The 17,315-nt window shown below is 48.3% G+C and carries 14 protein-coding genes and 1 pseudogene; 2 read left to right on the top strand and 13 right to left on the bottom strand.

Annotated features, from left to right (window positions below; translation table 11 throughout):
* Positions 1–10 precede the first annotated feature (10 nt).
* The 11 genes and pseudogenes from nuoL to ndhC all read right to left on the bottom strand — a co-directional run bounded on the left by nuoL (position 11) and on the right by ndhC (position 11,870).
* Positions 11–2,065 carry an NADH-quinone oxidoreductase subunit L gene (nuoL, locus tag U9P07_03575; protein MEA2108480.1) on the bottom strand — a complete coding sequence of 685 codons (2,055 nt, stop codon included), beginning with the start codon at positions 2,063–2,065 and terminating at the stop codon, positions 11–13.
* Positions 2,066–2,133: 68 nt separating this feature from the next.
* Positions 2,134–2,439, bottom strand: coding sequence for an NADH-quinone oxidoreductase subunit NuoK (nuoK, locus tag U9P07_03570; protein ID MEA2108479.1), 306 nt, complete (start codon positions 2,437–2,439; stop codon positions 2,134–2,136).
* A 66-nt stretch (positions 2,440–2,505) separates the two neighbouring features.
* A complete protein-coding gene (locus U9P07_03565) occupies positions 2,506–3,012 on the bottom strand; it encodes an NADH-quinone oxidoreductase subunit J (GenBank protein ID MEA2108478.1) in 507 nt (168 codons plus the stop codon).
* Between the two features lie 25 nt (positions 3,013–3,037).
* Complete coding sequence (locus U9P07_03560) at positions 3,038–3,517, bottom strand: NADH-quinone oxidoreductase subunit I (protein ID MEA2108477.1); 480 nt, start codon at positions 3,515–3,517, stop codon at positions 3,038–3,040.
* 41 nt (positions 3,518–3,558) lie between these two features.
* Positions 3,559–4,545, bottom strand: coding sequence for an NADH-quinone oxidoreductase subunit NuoH (gene nuoH / locus U9P07_03555; protein ID MEA2108476.1), 987 nt, complete (start codon positions 4,543–4,545; stop codon positions 3,559–3,561).
* 12 nt (positions 4,546–4,557) lie between these two features.
* Positions 4,558–7,236 carry a formate dehydrogenase subunit alpha gene (gene fdhF, locus U9P07_03550; protein ID MEA2108475.1) on the bottom strand — a complete coding sequence of 893 codons (2,679 nt, stop codon included), beginning with the start codon at positions 7,234–7,236 and terminating at the stop codon, positions 4,558–4,560.
* 59 nt (positions 7,237–7,295) lie between these two features.
* Positions 7,296–9,266: an FAD-dependent oxidoreductase gene (locus U9P07_03545; GenBank protein MEA2108474.1), complete on the bottom strand. Its 1,971-nt coding sequence runs from the start codon at positions 9,264–9,266 to the stop codon at positions 7,296–7,298.
* Positions 9,267–9,308: 42 nt separating this feature from the next.
* A complete protein-coding gene (nuoD, locus tag U9P07_03540; protein ID MEA2108473.1) occupies positions 9,309–10,481 on the bottom strand; it encodes an NADH dehydrogenase (quinone) subunit D in 1,173 nt (390 codons plus the stop codon).
* A 22-nt stretch (positions 10,482–10,503) separates the two neighbouring features.
* The gene (locus tag U9P07_03535) at positions 10,504–11,010 is read right to left on the bottom strand and encodes an NADH-quinone oxidoreductase subunit C (GenBank protein ID MEA2108472.1); all 507 of its coding nucleotides are present in this window, start codon (positions 11,008–11,010) and stop codon (positions 10,504–10,506) included.
* Between the two features lie 18 nt (positions 11,011–11,028).
* A pseudogene (locus U9P07_03530) lies at positions 11,029–11,526 on the bottom strand (NADH-quinone oxidoreductase subunit B family protein).
* Positions 11,517–11,870 (bottom strand): NADH-quinone oxidoreductase subunit A, encoded by a 354-nt coding sequence (gene ndhC, locus U9P07_03525; protein MEA2108471.1) that lies wholly within the window; start codon positions 11,868–11,870, stop codon positions 11,517–11,519. The pseudogene U9P07_03530 and the gene ndhC overlap by 10 nt, the downstream one beginning before the upstream one ends.
* A gap of 535 nt (positions 11,871–12,405) precedes the next feature.
* Between ndhC and U9P07_03520 the strand changes: the two genes are divergently transcribed.
* Entirely contained in the window at positions 12,406–14,598 is a 2,193-nt protein-coding gene (locus U9P07_03520) for a NapC/NirT family cytochrome c (protein ID MEA2108470.1), read from the top strand.
* A gap of 91 nt (positions 14,599–14,689) precedes the next feature.
* On the opposite strand, the gene U9P07_03515 is transcribed toward U9P07_03520, so the two are convergent.
* Together U9P07_03515 and U9P07_03510 are read right to left on the bottom strand one after the other, a co-directional pair.
* Positions 14,690–15,847 (bottom strand): multiheme c-type cytochrome, encoded by a 1,158-nt coding sequence (locus U9P07_03515; protein ID MEA2108469.1) that lies wholly within the window; start codon positions 15,845–15,847, stop codon positions 14,690–14,692.
* Positions 15,848–15,982: 135 nt separating this feature from the next.
* Positions 15,983–16,120, bottom strand: coding sequence for a hypothetical protein (locus U9P07_03510; GenBank protein ID MEA2108468.1), 138 nt, complete (start codon positions 16,118–16,120; stop codon positions 15,983–15,985).
* A gap of 235 nt (positions 16,121–16,355) precedes the next feature.
* Between U9P07_03510 and U9P07_03505 the strand changes: the two genes are divergently transcribed.
* The coding region (locus tag U9P07_03505) for a glutamate-1-semialdehyde 2,1-aminomutase (GenBank protein ID MEA2108467.1) at positions 16,356–17,315 on the top strand (960 nt) is incomplete at its 3' end.

Here is a 17,315-nt window from a genome sequence, read left to right as displayed (position 1 = left end):
CGGAATCTACTTAAGATACGGCCCTGATGAGATAATATATAACCAGAACTACGGTTCCCAGCACCACTGATACCGCGTAACTCTGAACATATCCTGACTGGATGTAGCGGACGACCCCGCTGAACCAACCGATAATCCGGGCCACCCCATTGACAATCCCATCGATGATCGCCACATCAACCCCTTTCCACAACAAAATGCTGAAACCATGGAGAGGTTTGATAACCGTCAATTCATACAATTCATCTACATACCACTTGTTAAGCAAAAGGCGATAGAGAAAAGGGTAACTGTTGGCCAGCTTCTCCGGAATCTCACGTTTCTTTATATACATGGTATAGGCCAGAAAAATCCCCAGCAGGGCAATGGTTACCGATATCCCCATCAACAGGTATTCGGCAAACAGGGAACCATGCTCGGCCACATGATGTCCGGCTCCATGGACTGCTTCCGCTGCCGCATGGGCTCCATGAGCAACGCTAGCAACGGCTTTTTGCAGCAGTTTATCCGGCCCTAGTCCCATAACCGGATCGAGAAAATTATGAATACGATTGCTGCCCCCCAAAGCATGAGGCACCCCAAGATAACCACCCACGGCTGCCAGGAAAGCCAGAACCATCAACGGAACCGTCATAGTCTTGGGACATTCCTGCATATGTTCTCCCGCCCCGTCAGGGACCCGGCTTTCATTGAAAAAGGTCATAAAAACCAGCCGGAACATATAAAACGCGGTCATGCCGGCAGCAATGGCACCAATCAGCCAGAGGAGGAAATGGCCATGGGGACTGCTGTAGGCCTTCCAGAGAATTTCATCCTTACTGAAAAAGCCTGATAAACCTGGAATCCCGGCAATCGCCAGGGTACCAACCAAAAATGTCACATAAGTAATGGGAGTTTTATCTTTCAACCCACCCATATTGCGCATATCCTGGGCATCTGCATGGGAATGAACTTTATGCAGGCCTTGATGCATGGAATGGATCACGGCGCCGGAACCAAGAAAGAGCAGGGCCTTAAAAAAGGCATGGGTCAAAACATGGAACATACCGGCGGCATAGGCTCCAACCCCTAAACCCAGAAACATATAACCCAACTGACTGACGGTTGAATAGGCCAGCACTTTTTTAATGTCATTTTGCACCAATCCTATGGAAGCAGCAAAAAGTGCGGTCAAGGCGCCAAAAATTGCCACTACGCCCATGGAAAAAGGTGACATGGAATAAAGAATGTTAGAACGGGCAACCATATATACCCCGGAGGTAACCATGGTTGCCGCATGAATCAAAGCACTGACCGGCGTAGGGCCGGCCATGGCATCCGGCAGCCAGACATAAAGCGGTATCTGGGCTGATTTGGCCGTACAACCAACAAACAGGAGCAGGCATATGGCCGTCGCTGCCTGGGGTGACAAAAGATGAGCATGGGTAAAGACCTCTGAAAACTGCAGGGTCCAGATGCCATGTTTCCCCAGGCTGGTATAAAGCAGAAGCAAACCAAGGATAAAACCAAAATCACCAATTCGGTTGGTAATAAAAGCTTTTTTACCGGCGACGGCATTGGCTTCTTCGGAAAACCAGAAACCGATCAATAGGTAAGAACAAAGACCAACTCCTTCCCAACCGAGGAAAAGCAACAGGTAATTGTTGGCCAGCACCAGGTTGATCATCGCAAACATGAACAGGTTCATGTAGGTAAAAAACCGGTATTCACGACCTTCTTCCGTCGACATATAGCCAATGGAGTAAACATGAATCAGAAATCCGACCCCGGTGACAAACAGGCACATCATCATGGATAAAGGATCTATCTGATAGGCCACATAGGTATGTAATACCCCGCCACTGATCCATTCAAACCAGGTAAACTCATAAAGTCGCTGATCGGCAGGCAGACCCAGCATCTGGAAAAAAAGAATACAGGTAACAATAAAGGAGAGCGCCACCGCACCGCAGGCCACCCAATGAATAATGCTCTTGTTGATTTTTTCAAACCGTCGCCCCAGCAACCCATTGATGAGTACGCCAATGATAGGGAAAATGGGAATCAACCATACTTTATCGAACATGTCCCTCTCCTGTTTTATCTCTACTGATCAATCCTGACGATCAAAAAATCAAGCACTGTATATGTTTACTACCATTTCATCAGGTTTAATGATTCGACATTAATAGTTCCACGTTTACGATACATAAGGACAAATATGGCCAAACCCACGGCTGCTTCTGCTGCCGCTACCGCCATAATGAACATGACCATGAAAATACCTTCCACTGACTGGTTGGCCCGGCTGAAGGTAATGAAAGCAAGATTGACCGCTCCCAGCATAATTTCAATGCACATGAAAACGACAATTGCATTCCTGCGGGTTATGGCGCCAATGGCTCCGATGGTGAAAAGTACAACTGCCAGAGCCAGATATAAATTATGATATGCTACCATGGTATTTACCTCGAACTTTGATCTTCGATGACTTTTTACGAAAGCGTCAACCTTGAACCTTATACATTATTCGCTTTTCTGTTTGGCCAGGACAACGGCCCCGACAACCCCGGCGGTAAGCAGGATGGAAGCTAACTCAAAGGGCAGAACGTAATCGGAAAAAAGAAAGTTTGACAGCACCGCAACATGGCCAAATTTGGCCATCAACTGATCAGTAACCGGTCCTTTAATGGCCAGCACCCCCCGGCCAACCCCAACAACCATCAGCTCCAGAAAAAGTACCAGCAGCATAACCACTCCAACCACCTTGGTTTTTCGCACCGGCCCCTGTTCCTCCTGTCTGAGGTTCAGCATCATGATAGCATAGATAACGAACATCATAATGGCCCCGGCGTAGACAATAATCTGTAAAATGGCAATAAACTCGGCCCGTAACAGGAGGTAAAGTACTGCCATAAAGAAAAAAGAGGAAATCATCCACAGAGCGCTGTGAACTGTATTTCGGGTAAATATCACCAGCAGAGAGGTAATAATTGCCAAACCACCACATAGGAGCAAAATGATCAATTCCATGGATAAACCCCACACTTAATCGAAATTATTTCCCGGTAAAAATAAACCGTTCCGGCGTTTTCAACTTTTCAATGTCGAACTTAAAATCCTCACGATGATAATCAACGTAATCATATACCTTAGTCAATTCGATGGCGTCCTTTGGACAGGCTTCCTGGCAGAATCCGCAGAATATGCAGCGAATTTCATCAATGATAAATTCTTTGGGATAGCGGGTTTCACCCTCTTCCTCATAAGGAACTATGGTAATTGCCTGGGGAGGACATATCTTGGCACACAGCCCACAGGCCACGCATTTCAGTTTGCCCTGGTCATCAACTTTCAGCCGGTGCAGACCTCGCCAGCGATCCCCAATCTTTCGGCGTTCCGTCGGATACTGGATCGTTACGGATTTGGAAAAATAATTCTTCAGGGTATAGGCCAGCCCCTTGAACAACGGCACAAGATAGTTCCCTTTCTCGGGCCGCCTCTCACTGACGTTGATTACATAATCTTTCTTTTCCATCACTAATTACCTTTTCAACTCAAATGATACCACTACCAGAATCAAATATTAAAAATCAGCATCCATAAACCGGTAAGGACAATATTCACCAGGCCGGCCGGTATCAATACTTTCCAACCCAGTTCCATCACCTGATCGTAACGGTAGCGGGGAAAAGTGGAACGTTCCCAGACACAAAAGAAGACAACCGCAAAGGTCTTGATAAAGAACCATACCGGGCCAGGCAGCAATGGGCCCTGCCAGCCACCGAGGAAGAGGGTGGTCACCAGGGTCGCAAAAATGAACATATGACAGTATTCAGCCATGAAAAACAGGGCGAATTTCATGCTGCTGTATTCCACATTAAAGCCACAGGCCAGTTCGGCTTCAGCCTCCGGCATATCAAACGGAGTCCGATTGATCTCAGCCAGACCGCAGATGATAAAGAGAAAAAAAGCGAACGGCTGTTTAATAATATTCCACAACCCGGCCTGGCTTTCAACAATACCCACCAGGCTCAACGTCCCGCAGACCATGACCACACTGATCACGGCCAGGGCCATGGGTAATTCATAACTGATCATCTGTGCTCCAGCGCGTAAAGCCCCCATCATTCCATACTTGTTGCCGGATGACCAGCCGCCCAGCATACAGCCATAGGAACCAATGGTGGAAATACCCAGGACAAAGAGAATGCCGATATCAAGATCAGTCAGATAGAGCGTTATTTCACGACCCATGATAGTTACGGTATCACCAAATGGTATTATTACCAGCAGGGTCAGTGCGGCCCCGATGCTGATAATCGGGGCAATAATAAAGACCGGCTTATCAGCATTGTCAGGAATCACTTCTTCCTTCATAAACCCTTTGACCCCGTCAGCCAATGGCTGTAAAAGGCCATGCCAGCCCACCCGCATGGGTCCGTGGCGAAGCTGCACCAAGCCGAGAACCTTGCGCTCAATCCAGGTGGAATAGGCCACAATCAACATACTCACCCCAAAAACCACCAGGGTTTTTATGAGCAGGATGATGGTAAATTCAATCATGAAAAACCTCCTTTAGGATGCCTTCTCCACTTGGACGGCACACACTTTATATTCAGGAATCCCGGCGTCAGGACAAAGGGCAGCATTGGTCAACAGGTTAACCGCCGTTTCACCGAAATGGAAAGGAACAAACACCACCCCGGGGGCCGGTCGGTCCGTCAACCAGGCTTTTATTTTAATATCCCCTCTGCGGGAAGCAATCGTGACAAAATCACCATCCTCAACCCCAAGTTTTTCCGCATCAGCAGGATTTACTTCTGCCAGCGGCTCAGGATAGAGCTGGCTCAATCCCTCGCCCTTACGGGTCATGGTACCGGTATGGAAATGCTGCAATACCCTACCGGTACTGAGAATAAAGGGATATTCGGCATCAGGATTTTCAGCCGGCGGGCGGAATTCAATCGGAAAGAAAACTCCTTTACCACAGGCATATTCACCCACATGAAGAATGGGGGTTCCTGGATGATCTTCCGCCGGACAAGGCCAGGCAATGGCCTTTTTCTCCAGCCGCTCGTAGCTGATGCCGGCATAGCTGGGAGTCAATTTGCGGATTTCATCCATCACCGTCCGGGCATCTACATACTCCATTGAATAACCCATGGCGGTAGCCAGCTGACAGATAATCCAACCATCTTCCCGTGCCTCTTCCATCGGCTCGATGGCCTTACGGACCCGTTGAACCTTACGTTCGGAATTGGTAAAAGCACCATCTTTTTCAGCAAAGGAAACCCCAGGCAGCACCACATCAGCCAACTGGGCAGTCTCGGTAAGAAAAATGTCCTGCACCACCATAAAGTCAAGTTTTTTGACCGCCTTTTCGATGTGTTGCAGATCAGGATCGCTGACCAGAGGATTTTCACCCATGATGTACATACCCTTCAAGGTGCCTGCTTCAGCAGCTGGAAACATCTGGGTTACCTGCAACCCCGGAACAGCGGAAAGCTCTTCCAGACCCCAGGCCTTGGCAAATTTCTGCCGTATTTCTTCGTTTGCCACTTTCTGATAACCGGTAAAGACATTGGGCAAAGCCCCCAGATCACAGGCTCCCTGAACGTTATTCTGACCCCTTAAAGGATTAACCCCGCCACCGACAACCCCGATATTACCGCAGAGCATGGCCAGATTACCCAGGGTTTTTACATTATCAGTACCACTGGTGTGCTGGGTGATCCCCATGGCGTAGAGGATGGAAGCAGGTGATGATTCGGCATATATCACGGCTGCGGCTTCCAAATCTTCAACCGAAACTCCGGTAATCTCCGAGACATATTCCGGGGTATACTTTTCCAGGTTGGTGGCAAATTCTTCGAATCCCACCGTACAGGAGTCGACATGCTCTTTCTCATGCAATTCCTTCTGGTGAATAATATGCATGAGACCATTGATCAAGGCCACATCAGTTCCCGGACGATGCCGCAGCCAGATGGCGGCATAATCAACCAGGCCTATGCGTCGCGGGTCGGCAACAATCAGTTTCGCCCCCCGTTTCAACACTGCTTCCTTGACGTAATTGGCAAAAATAGGATGATTTTCGGTGGTATTGGTGCCAATAGCCAGAATAGCTTTCGCCTTCAACACATCCTTAATCGGGTTGGTCATTGCTCCGCTACCGAACGTGGCGGCCAGTCCGGCCACCGTCGAGGAGTGTCAGAGACGGGCGCAATGGTCAACATTATTGGTGCCGATGACCCCGCGCATGAATTTCTGGAAGAGATAGTTTTCCTCATTGGTACAACGGGCTGAAGAAAGGCCGCCGATGGCATCGGGACCGAATTCTTCCTTGATGGCCCCAAAGCGTTCAGCGACCAGCGTTAAGGCTTCTTCCCAGCTGGCTTCCTTAAACTCGCCATCTTTTTTGATCAACGGCGTAGTTAACCGTTCATCACTGCCGATAAATTCATAACCAAAACGGCCTTTAACACAAAGGCTACCCAAGTTAACTCCTTTACCCTCCTGGGTGGTCACCCCGATAACCCGATTATTCTGGACATTGAGTTCCAGCTGGCAGCCACAACCACAGTAAGTACAGGTGGTCGGCACCCGTTCAACCAACCAGGGACGTCCCTTGAAACGACTGAGATTTTCGGTCAAAGCGCCGGTGGGACAAACACTCAGACACTCACCACATGACTGACATTTCTCCGCGTCAATCACTACCACCTGGGAACCGTAGCCCTCACCTTTGATCTCAATAGCACCAATACCCTTGATCTCCCGACAGGCAGTGACGCAACGCAGGCACATGACACAACGGTCAGGCCAGTAGCGAATTAGAGGGGTGGCATACACTGATTCTCTTGTCGGCTTCGGGGCCTGGTATTCAACCTTGTCGATGCCAAACTCATACACCAGATCCTGCAGCAGGCACTCCCCACCCTTGTCACAAATCGGACAATCAAGGGGATGATTCACCAGAATCAGTTTCAGGGAATCCTCCCGAATCCGTTGAATCCGGTCTGAATTGCTGGTTACCGCAATACCTTCCTCTACCGGAGTGGTACAGGCAGCCATCGGATGGGCAATACCCTCAATTTCCACGACGCACATCCGGCATGAACCGATGGGATCCAAACGTCCATGGTAGCAAAGCGTCGGGATGCGAATGCCGGCGGTCCTTGCAGCCGCAAGAATCGTCGTTCCTTGCGGAACCTTCACTTCTTTGCCGTCAATCGTTAACGTGACCATGCTTATTTCCTGCACAAGTTAAGTTTATATCTCCACTGTTTATAAGGAATCATTCACAAATCAGTTTATGACGCTGCCTCGGTTACCGCAATAGTGGCAACCCGGTAACACCTGAGACAGCGATCTGCTTCAGCCATGGCCTCCTGGGGTGAAAATCCTTTTTCCACCTCATCAAAAGTCCACTTCCGGGTATCCGGAGACAGCATTTCCAGCTGATAGCGGGCCCTGCCGCCGAGAAAACCGATATCCTCGTCCGGGTCATAGACTTTGACCGCCTCAAACAGTTTATCAAAATAATCATCTTCAGCGGTTTCCAAGGACTGAGCATTAATAAATTTATCAATATTAAAGGCTGCTGTCCGGCCACCGGCACAGGCAGTAATCAGAGCTCCCGGAGATGTCTGACAGTCACCGGCACAGAAAATCTTGGGATTTTCCGTCTGTTTGGTAAACTCATTGACCACAATAGTATTCCAACGGGTAGTTTCCACATTATCAACCCCTTCTAGCATCGAAAGGTCGATGGACTGCCCAATGGCTGGAACAACAATATCACAATCAATGACAAACTCAGAGCCTTCCACCGGGACCGGCCGGCGACGGCCGCTCTCATCCGGTTCACCCAGCTCCATCTTAATACATTCCAACCCCACCACCTTGCCTTTTTCGGCAATAACCTTGATGGGCTGAGTGAGATAATGAAAAGTCACCTTTTCTTCTTCAGCATCATGAATCTCAACTTCATCGGCCGGCATTTCATTCCTGGTCCGCCGATATACCAGATTAACATCTGGCTTATTGACCCTAAATGAACAGCGAACACAGTCAATGGCCACATTTCCACCACCAACCACCACCACTTTTTTCCCATCCGGATAGGGATCAACACCGGAATTGATATCAAGCAGGTATTTCACCCCGGTAATAAAACCTTGATAGCCCTCATTTTCGCCTTCAACCCGCATGGCGGCACTCAGGTGAGCGCCATGGGCGATGAAAACTGCATCATTGTCAGCCTCAAGCTGAGACAGCTTTATATCTTTGCCTACTTGAGTGTCATAATGAATGGTAACGCCCAGCTTCTGAACCTGTTCCACCTCTCCACGCAGTATATGACGCGGCAACCGGTAGTCAGGGATTCCGACGGCTGACATGCCGCCAGGCTCTCCCAACTTTTCGTAAATGGTAACCTGGTGTCCCTTACGGACAAGGTGGTAGGCACAGGTAACCCCGGAGGGGCCGGCACCAACGATAGCCACTGAACCGGTTTTTTCCGCCGCTTCAACCAAATAATGCGGCTCTTTGTTTTTTTCCAACTCGTAATCAGAAACAAAACGCTTGAGGAATTTAATCGAAATGGGCTCATCCAGGTTCGTCCGCCGACAGTGTTCCTCACAGGGGCGCACACAGACCCGGCCAACCACTCCAGGCAGAGGCAGCCGTTCACGGATCACATCCAGTGACTGCTGAAACTTACCTTCTTTAATACACTCAACATAGGTTGGGATATCCAGATGGATCGGACAGGCATCAATGCAGGGCGCGGTCAGTTTTGACCGGTAGATTCCCGCGGGAATGGCTGCTTCTCCATTGGCCGCCGAAGCAAAATCATCGGCAAAATACTTAAGAGCATGACGAAGGGGAAGAGGTCCTGACTGACCTATATTACACTTGGAAGACTCACTGATTGATTCCGCCAGCCTGGCGAGAATTTCCAGATCTGCCTGCCGCCCCTTGCCGCGGCACATCCTCCCCAGGGTATCGGCAATGACCTTGGTACCAATGCGGCATAAAAAACATTTACCACAGGATTTTTCCTGGATTGCCTCCATATAGGAACGGCAAAGATCGACGATATTAACCTCGGAAGTTCGCAGAACAATGCCATACCAGCCTATCAGGGCCTTAATCTCTTCATTCTGCTGAAAATATTCCGGCAATGAAACCTTGCTCGCAGTCTCATATTCCTGGGGTTCCTTGCTGCGATTATCAACAACTTCGCCCCCCCAGGAGCTGAAAAGTATCTCTGCCATCATTATGCTCCCATTTCCATTCTTTTATCCACGCCCATGCTGTTTTTAGCGGTCGACCTCTCCCAGAACAATGTCTATGCTGCCGACAATACCGACTGCATCGGAAAAAAAGTGCCCGGGAAGAATCTTTGACAAAGCACTGATAAGGACGAAAGCCGGAGAACGAATTTTCATCCGGTACGGATTTTCATTGCCATCCCCAACTATATAAAATCCCAACTCTCCTTTGGAACCTTCAACCGATTGATAAACTTCACCTTTCTGGTCATGTGGCCCCTCACATTGAATCTTAAACCGACGGATCAGAGCGCTTATATCATCCTTAACCACATCCAGACTTGGATTAGTTACCCACGGGTTATCAACATTCACCGGCCCCTCGGGGAGGTTTTCAATCGCCTGGTCAACAATCTTCAACGATTGAGCCATCTCTTCCATCCGCACCAGGTAACGATCGTACACATCCCCCTTATCACCCACCGGTACCTGAAAATCAAAATCTTCATAGCTGCTATGGGGCTTTGCCTTGCGGATGTCATAGGGAACCCCTGAACCACGCAGACTTGGTCCGGTAAAACCAAAGTTTGCCGCATCCTCTGCCGACACTGTCCCAATATCCATAGTCCGCTTGCGCCAGATGATATTATCGGTCAACAGGGTGTGATAACCTGCCAGCGCAGTTGGAAACCACTTAACAAACTCGCGCACACCTTTGATAAAATCAGGCGTAATATCATTGGCCAGGCCGCCAACCCGCAGGAAGGTGGGGGTCAAACGATAACCTGAAGCCTCTTCGATAATATCATAAATCATTTCCCGATCACGGAAACCGTAGAATACCAGCGTCATCGCCCCAAGATCCAGGGCATGAGTACCAACCCAGATCTGGTGGGCAGCAAGCCTGGACAACTCGCCCATGATCACCCGGATATACTGGGCCCGCTTGGGAACTTCAATTCCCAACAGTTTTTCAACCGCCAGACAATACCCGAAGTTATTCAGGGAGGCCGCCGTGTAATCAAGGCGATCGGTGAGGGTAATGACCTGCTGATAATTCATATTTTCAGCAATCTTCTCAATCCCGCGATGCAACTGACCGACATACGGTGTTGCCTTGACGATGATCTCACCGTCCAGCTCCAAAACGATGCGGAGCACCCCGTGAGTGGATGGATGGTGCGGCCCCATGTTGAGGGTCATTAATTTGCCTTCAGCCATCTTTTTTCCCCAAGTAGTATGTTTACAGGACTTCTATGGTATCGGGATCCCAAGTTTCATCAAAGTCTTTACCTTCCAAAGGAAAGTCTTTGCGCTGTGGGTATCCTTCAAAGTCATCCCACATCAAAATGCGCCGCAGATCAGGATGGCCGGCAAATCGGATGCCCATCATATCAAAAACTTCACGCTCGGCCCAGTCGGCAGCCTGCCAGATACCGGCAACCGTGGGAACATCTTCGTCTTCAGCGACCGGCAGTTTGACCAGCAAGCGGTCAAAACTGTCCATGGAAATCATTACATAGACAACCTCAAAGCGCGGCGGCTTACGGCGGCGCGCTGAATTGTCAATAGCCAGGATGTCGATCAGCAGGTCGAAAGCCAGCTGTTCATCATCATGCAAAAACTGCATGACCTCGATAAAAGCATCCTGACTTAAGGTTACCTGCAGATCACCACAACAATCCTGGTCAGCGATGACTGCTTCCGGAAATTCAGCTTTGATCCGTTCCAGTATTTTCACGTTTTCCATAGTTATAATACCATCCTGCTATTCAACGACATTAGGTCGCACATCATCAAGATACTCAGTCCTGATCTTCTGCTGCAGTTTCATCAAAGCGGCCATCAAGGCTTCCGGCCGTGGCGGACATCCAGGAATATAGACATCCACCGGGACAATCTGATCTACCCCCTGAACCACCGCATAGCTTTTAAAAATTCCGCCACAGGAAGCACAGGCCCCCATGGCAATCACCCACTTGGGCTCAGCCATCTGGGCGTAGATCCTCTTGACCATAACGGACATTTTCTTGGTCAATGTTCCGGCCACGATCAGAAGATCAGACTGCCGGGGGGATGGGCGAAAAACTTCGGAACCAAACCTTGCAATATCGTAGCTTGCCAAACTGGTAGCCATCATTTCGATGGCGCATCAGGCCAGGCCAAAGGTACATGGCCAAACGGAATTACTCCGCCCCCAGTTAACCAGCGAGTTAAGGTTGGTAAGCAGGAAGCCATCACCTTTCATGCCACTTTCTACTCCCATTCCAACGCTCCCTTTTTCCAGACATAGATATAACAGATAAATAGAATCACCATGAAGACCAGCATCTCGACAAAACCGAAGAGACCCAGTTTTCGATAATGCACTGCCCACGGATACATAAACACACACTCAAGGTCGAAAACCAGGAACAACAAAGCTACAACATAATACTTGATCGGAACCTGAACGTAGGTAGTTCCCTCAGTGGGCATCCCGCATTCATACGTTTCCCGCTTCACCTTAAAACGGCGATGCGGTCCCAAAATACTTGAAACTACCACAGCAAAGACGCCGAAACCAATACCTACCAGCATCATCACCAGAACAGGAATATAATTAACCAGCATTTTTCCACCCCTAGAAAGAAGAATGGTTCAGTTATTTAACCAACTCAATCTTAAATAACTATAAATAGCCTTGTGAAGCTTTTTATTAAACGAGAGATTCTATATCTGAGAGCACAGACCTTGTCAAGGAAAAAAGTAAAAAAATATTGTCGACATAACACAGAAATACATCACTATTTTATCTCAATGAAATCGTGGGCAACTTGTTTAGCTGCAACCATGCCAAGCCAGAATACCAACCCTGCCATATGTATCTGGAAAGAATATTTATTCCGGGCTACAGCTGGAAAAAAACTTGATCAAACACTAAATATTGCGCACAATATATAATATTAACCACTTGAAATGTTTGATTTTTTTCTTGTCATCATAGCAATTTATATGCTATGCGATTAAATTCTTACTCCATATTATTACAAAGCAGCGAACTATAAACATAGTTTCAGAATAATACGTTATCCAAATCAACAAATAACTCCAAAAGAGAGAGGGAAAGTAGAAGATGGTCCATCTAAAAAAAATGTGGCACTTGATGATTGCATTTATCAGGGATTTCACTGGTGAGGCTTTAAGGGGTACCCGTCAACACAAGAAAGGAATCGCCATCTTTACTGCTGTTGCTTTTATCGGCTTCATCATTCTAATCGCTGCGATGCTCCATGCTACCGCTAATTATAAATTCTGTGCCATGTGCCACAATATGGACATTTATATCGAATCCTGGAAGCAATCAACGCACAAGGATGTCAGTTGTCTGGATTGCCATTTTGAGCCGGGGCTTTGGGGTGAGTTGAAAGGCAAGTGGAAAGCCCAGACTCACGTGGTCCTCAAAATTACCGGCACGGCCCCACCCCGTCCTCACACTCAGGTCAGTGACGCCAGCTGCCTGCGGGAAGGCTGCCATTCAACCCAGGATCTTCACAGCAACGATGTGACGTTCAAAGGGGTCACATTCAGCCACGATACCCATACCAGTGAACTGCGCCGCGGCAAAAAACTGAAATGTGTCAGCTGCCATTCCCAGATCGTCCAGGGAAAACACCTGACGGTTACTGAAACCACCTGTTTTACCTGTCACTTTTACAAAAAAGATGAGCATCCTGAGATGGCTGACTGCCAACTTTGCCATCCGCAAACCAAGGCTAAAATCTTCATCGATGCCAATGAAAACCTGCCCTTCGTACATAAAGATTATCTTGATCGGAAAGTCCTCTGCGAACAATGCCATTTTGATGTGGTATTCGGTGAAGGGGATATGAAAGACAACATCTGCGTTCAATGTCACGCTGAACCGGAAATTTTAGAGAGTAAACACACCAGTGAACACCTCCACCTGAATCATGTATCCCTGCATAAAGTGGAGTGTTTCCGTTGTCATGCAGACATCAACCATTTCATTCCCCGACCGACGGACAGCCCGGTACCCGGTAAAAAGCAGGTGAAAAAAACAGTTTTAAGCGGTTATCACTATGACAGCAACTGCGTCAAGTGCCATACTTTGGAACAACATAATCTGGAGCGGATGATGTTCATGGGGAAAGGTGTCAAGGATATTCCTGATCTGCCAAGCGCCATGTACCTGGCCCACCTTGATTGCGCCAGCTGTCATATTGCCCTCTCTGATTCCGGCGAAGGCCCGGTGAAAGGAATCAAGCGGCAGGGGTTTGATGACATTATCAAATCATGTTCAGCCTGTCATGGTCCCGGCTACGACGACATGGCTAAACACTGGAAAAAACTGTTGACTGAAGAATTGGATAAAACGGAAACGACCCTTCTGCAGGCCCGCAACAAAGTAGCACGTCACAAGAAAGCCAGCCGCTATGGTGATGCCTCATTACTGTTGGAACAGGCTCATCAACAGCTGCAGTTTACCAAAAAAGGCTACGGCCTGCACAATATTGATTATGCCTTGAAAATCCTGGCTGACAGCCGGGAAAGGGTGGAAAAAGCTCTGGCGCTGCTAATTCCTAAATACGTCGCCCAGGAAATAATCTCACCCTCCGGCTGCACTGAACTCTGCCACAGTTGTGTAGAGTGTATCGAAACCAAACCCGTGCCATTTGGCGGGGTTCAGTTTCCTCATGACGTCCACGTCAGCGATGAGGGCCTGGATTGCCTGGAATGCCACAGCCCCCGTGACCGCCATGGGCATACACTCATGAAAGGCTGCAGCAGCTGTCACCACGGTTCCGGAATGGGTTCGGTTCTCTGCGAAGATTGCCATGTCGCAACTTTCAACCTTTTTAAAGGTCAGAATGCCTGCGATGAAATCAGCTGCGACATCCGTGGGGCAGCAAACCCCATGGCCAAGGAAGTTACTTGTCAGGAATGCCATATCCAAGTGGCAGAAGAAAAGGAAACCACCTTGGCAGGGATCAAACAAACCTGCATTGAATGTCATGACGACAGCTATGGCCCGATGGTGGATGACTGGAAAACCCAAGTCGAGGCTTTGAAGGTTGACTCCTTATATAAAGAGCTGCAGGCAAGCCAAAAGATGGTGCTGTTTGCCATCAAGAATGGTCAATACACCTACGACGTTCAGGATCTTCTCAATAACGCAGAGAAAAATCTGAAACAGCTGCGTCAGGGAAACCCGATTCACAACCTTACATTCTCCCAGAATCTGGCAGCCAAAGTCCGTACACTCCTTGACAAGGCCCAGGAAAAACTCCAGCACCATTCAACTATCGAAACCCTGGAACCCGGAGAGTACAAGTAATATCATTTTTCTAAATCCATCAAATAAAGAAAAAAGTGGGCGGCTGTTTCAGCCGCCCACTTTTTTAGTTTATGCACCCCCCTCTGGTTGTCTATTTCTTCTTTCCCGTACACATTAAAGTGAAATAATCCATAAAAACAAAGTCGGGACTTTTTTCCGGAATATGACATTCTAAACAGATTTCAACATCCTGTGTTTTGACTATTTGCTCCGGATCTCCTTTCGAATTAACGTGCATTGAGCCTGGCCCATGGCACGATTCACATTGAACATTTGCATAGAAGCTTATATCTTTCAGGTCAGAAAAACCACCATCACGAGCGTAAGCCAAGGAGTGACAGCCAATACAATCCTCGTCAAATTGCTGCTGCTTGGCCACTAGACCCTGATATGCCCGGGCATGGGCACTTGATTCCCATCGTTCATAACGTTCCTGGTGGCATTTGGCACAGACCTTTGCCCCCACGTATTTATTCCCCTCTTTGAGGCCGGCAATTTTTTTCAGCGGGATCGTCATCGATCCCGTCGCTTTGACTTTTTGCAGCCTTTTAAGCTTTTCGAGCAAGGCTTCAACTTTGGGGCCTATTTCCGGGTGATCAGGAATATCAAGCCGTAATTGCATAAATTTATTCAGATAGAACTTGCCGTCTATCTCGGTACCTTTGAGCCGCTGGGCCGCCGGCAGAGCAGATGTTCCAGCGGCTGTAAGGAATTTAACCATCAGTTGACCAATATTTTTACCACCCCGGTCCAGGTGAGTGATATACGTATCTTTAATCTTAATCGGCAGGGAAATCTGGTTTCTCCTGCTGCTGCCGACAATTAAATCAATTTGCAAGCCATGCTGGGCCAACCGGCGGCATTCCCGACCGTGAAGGTTGGTCAGTAAAATCACGTAGTCTGCCCCATCTTTTTTCAGCCGTGGAACCAGCTCGGCCGCCACCGCAATGGGGTCTTTAATCATGATTTTATGCCCCCCGGGAATTTTATCCAGTTTCAGTTTTTTATCAATCAAGCCGAAGATTGCCACCTTTACCCCATCTTCAGTCTTCATTACCCATGGTTTAAACAATAAATCCCCATGTTTATCGCACAAATTGGCGGAAACAAAGGGGAATTTTGCCTTAGCTCGTTTTTTCAATAAATAATCAATTCCTAAAGAAAGGTCATAAGCACCGATATTGAGTGCGTCACAACCCATGGTATTATAAGAAGAAATGATTCTATCAGAAACCAGCTGGGCTTCCACAAATTTTTCTGGTTTAATAACTTCCCGTCGAAAAAATAAATTCCCGGCATTAACCGTCAGGAAGAAAGGAATTTCTTTTCTGAGTTCATCCAGATAGGTTGCGCGTTTGGCCAGACCGCCCCGCGGATTTTTGTGTCAACCACAGGGAGTAATGGCACCCCGTTCGTCAGCGGAATAAAGGATATGCACGGTCTTACCCCCATTTTCCGCCTGCAGGTTGCAGGTCCAACATAAACACAGGGAAAAAACGACCAAAGCTATAATATTCTTCATCAAATATCCTCTCAACGCTGGAAAACTATTAAAAATACAACCCACCTGTACCATAGTATTTTAATAAAGTTAAGCTATACCACAGACCACCTTTTGCCCGCAAGAATTATCGGTTGTTATTGTTTTCCGACTCTTGACTTCAAACAACAGATGAGGTAATTCTCACATACGTTGCCAATAGCTGAAAATCAGCGAACTAATCTGTTATTACTATAATATAGTAGGGAGTATCGTGATGATCACAACAATTTCGGAAAAACTTTTTGCCCGAGCCCAAAAAATCATTCCCGGCGGCGTTAATAGCCCGGTACGGGCCTTTCGCGCCGTGAACCTCCCCCCCCGGTTTATTGTTCGAGGGCAGGGATGCAATATATTTGATGCCGATGGAAATCAATATATCGATTATGTCGGCTCATGGGGACCGTTGATCCTCGGGCATGCTCACCCGGCAATTGTAGGCGCAATCAGAGAACAGGCCGGCCGGGGTTCCAGCTTTGGCGCCCCGACAACTTTGGAAATTGAATTGGCAGAGATGATTGTGGATGCTATCCCCTCCATGGAAATGGTCCGGATGGTAAATTCAGGTACGGAAGCCACCATGAGCGCTATTCGTCTGGCCCGTGGGGCCACGGGCCGAAATAAAGTGGTGAAATTCGCCGGTTGTTACCATGGGCATGTTGATGCATTGCTGGTGAAAGCCGGCTCCGGAGCCACCACCCTGGGTATTCCCGACAGTTCCGGGGTTCCGGAAAAATTCACCGGATTAACCCTTTCTGCCATATTCAACGATTTGGATTCCGTGGATACATTATTGGCAGAATACGCCAACGAGATTGCGGCAGTAATTGTCGAACCCGTGGCCGGCAATATGGGCACCATCCCTCCGGTTCCCGGTTTTCTTGAAGGATTACGTCAAAGATGTACTAAACACGGAATTATTCTCATTTTCGATGAGGTAATGACTGGTTTCCGGGTGGCATACGGAGGCGCTCAGAATTTATACAATATCACCCCGGATCTAACCTGTCTGGGAAAAATTATCGGCGGCGGCATGCCGGTTGGTGCTTTTGGGGGCCGGCAGGAACTGATGGAGCTGCTCGCTCCTCTGGGTGGGGTTTATCAGGCAGGAACCCTGTCAGGAAATCCATTGGCCATGGCTGCCGGACGGGCAACGCTCAGAATTTTACAAGAAAAG

This window comes from Pseudomonadota bacterium, from assembly GCA_034660915.1.
Lineage (GTDB): Bacteria > Desulfobacterota > Anaeroferrophillalia > Anaeroferrophillales > Anaeroferrophillaceae > DQWO01.
Note: the sequence above shows the minus strand (reverse complement) of the source record. Positions and strands in the feature narration are given on the sequence as shown.

Excerpts from the sequence above, each read along its gene's own strand:
- nuoL (MEA2108480.1), bottom strand. The coding sequence starts at position 2,065 with ATGTTCGATAAAGTATGGTTGATTCCCATTTTCCCTATCATTGGCGTA.
- nuoK (MEA2108479.1), bottom strand. The coding sequence starts at position 2,439 with ATGGTAGCATATCATAATTTATATCTGGCTCTGGCAGTTGTACTTTTC.
- U9P07_03565 (MEA2108478.1), bottom strand. The coding sequence starts at position 3,012 with ATGGAATTGATCATTTTGCTCCTATGTGGTGGTTTGGCAATTATTACC.
- U9P07_03560 (MEA2108477.1), bottom strand. The coding sequence starts at position 3,517 with ATGGAAAAGAAAGATTATGTAATCAACGTCAGTGAGAGGCGGCCCGAG.
- nuoH (MEA2108476.1), bottom strand. The coding sequence starts at position 4,545 with ATGATTGAATTTACCATCATCCTGCTCATAAAAACCCTGGTGGTTTTT.
- U9P07_03545 (MEA2108474.1), bottom strand. The coding sequence starts at position 9,266 with ATGATGGCAGAGATACTTTTCAGCTCCTGGGGGGGCGAAGTTGTTGAT.
- nuoD (MEA2108473.1), bottom strand. The coding sequence starts at position 10,481 with ATGGCTGAAGGCAAATTAATGACCCTCAACATGGGGCCGCACCATCCA.
- U9P07_03535 (MEA2108472.1), bottom strand. The coding sequence starts at position 11,010 with ATGGAAAACGTGAAAATACTGGAACGGATCAAAGCTGAATTTCCGGAA.
- U9P07_03520 (MEA2108470.1), top strand. The coding sequence starts at position 12,406 with ATGATTGCATTTATCAGGGATTTCACTGGTGAGGCTTTAAGGGGTACC.
- U9P07_03510 (MEA2108468.1), bottom strand. The coding sequence starts at position 16,120 with ATGAAGAATATTATAGCTTTGGTCGTTTTTTCCCTGTGTTTATGTTGG.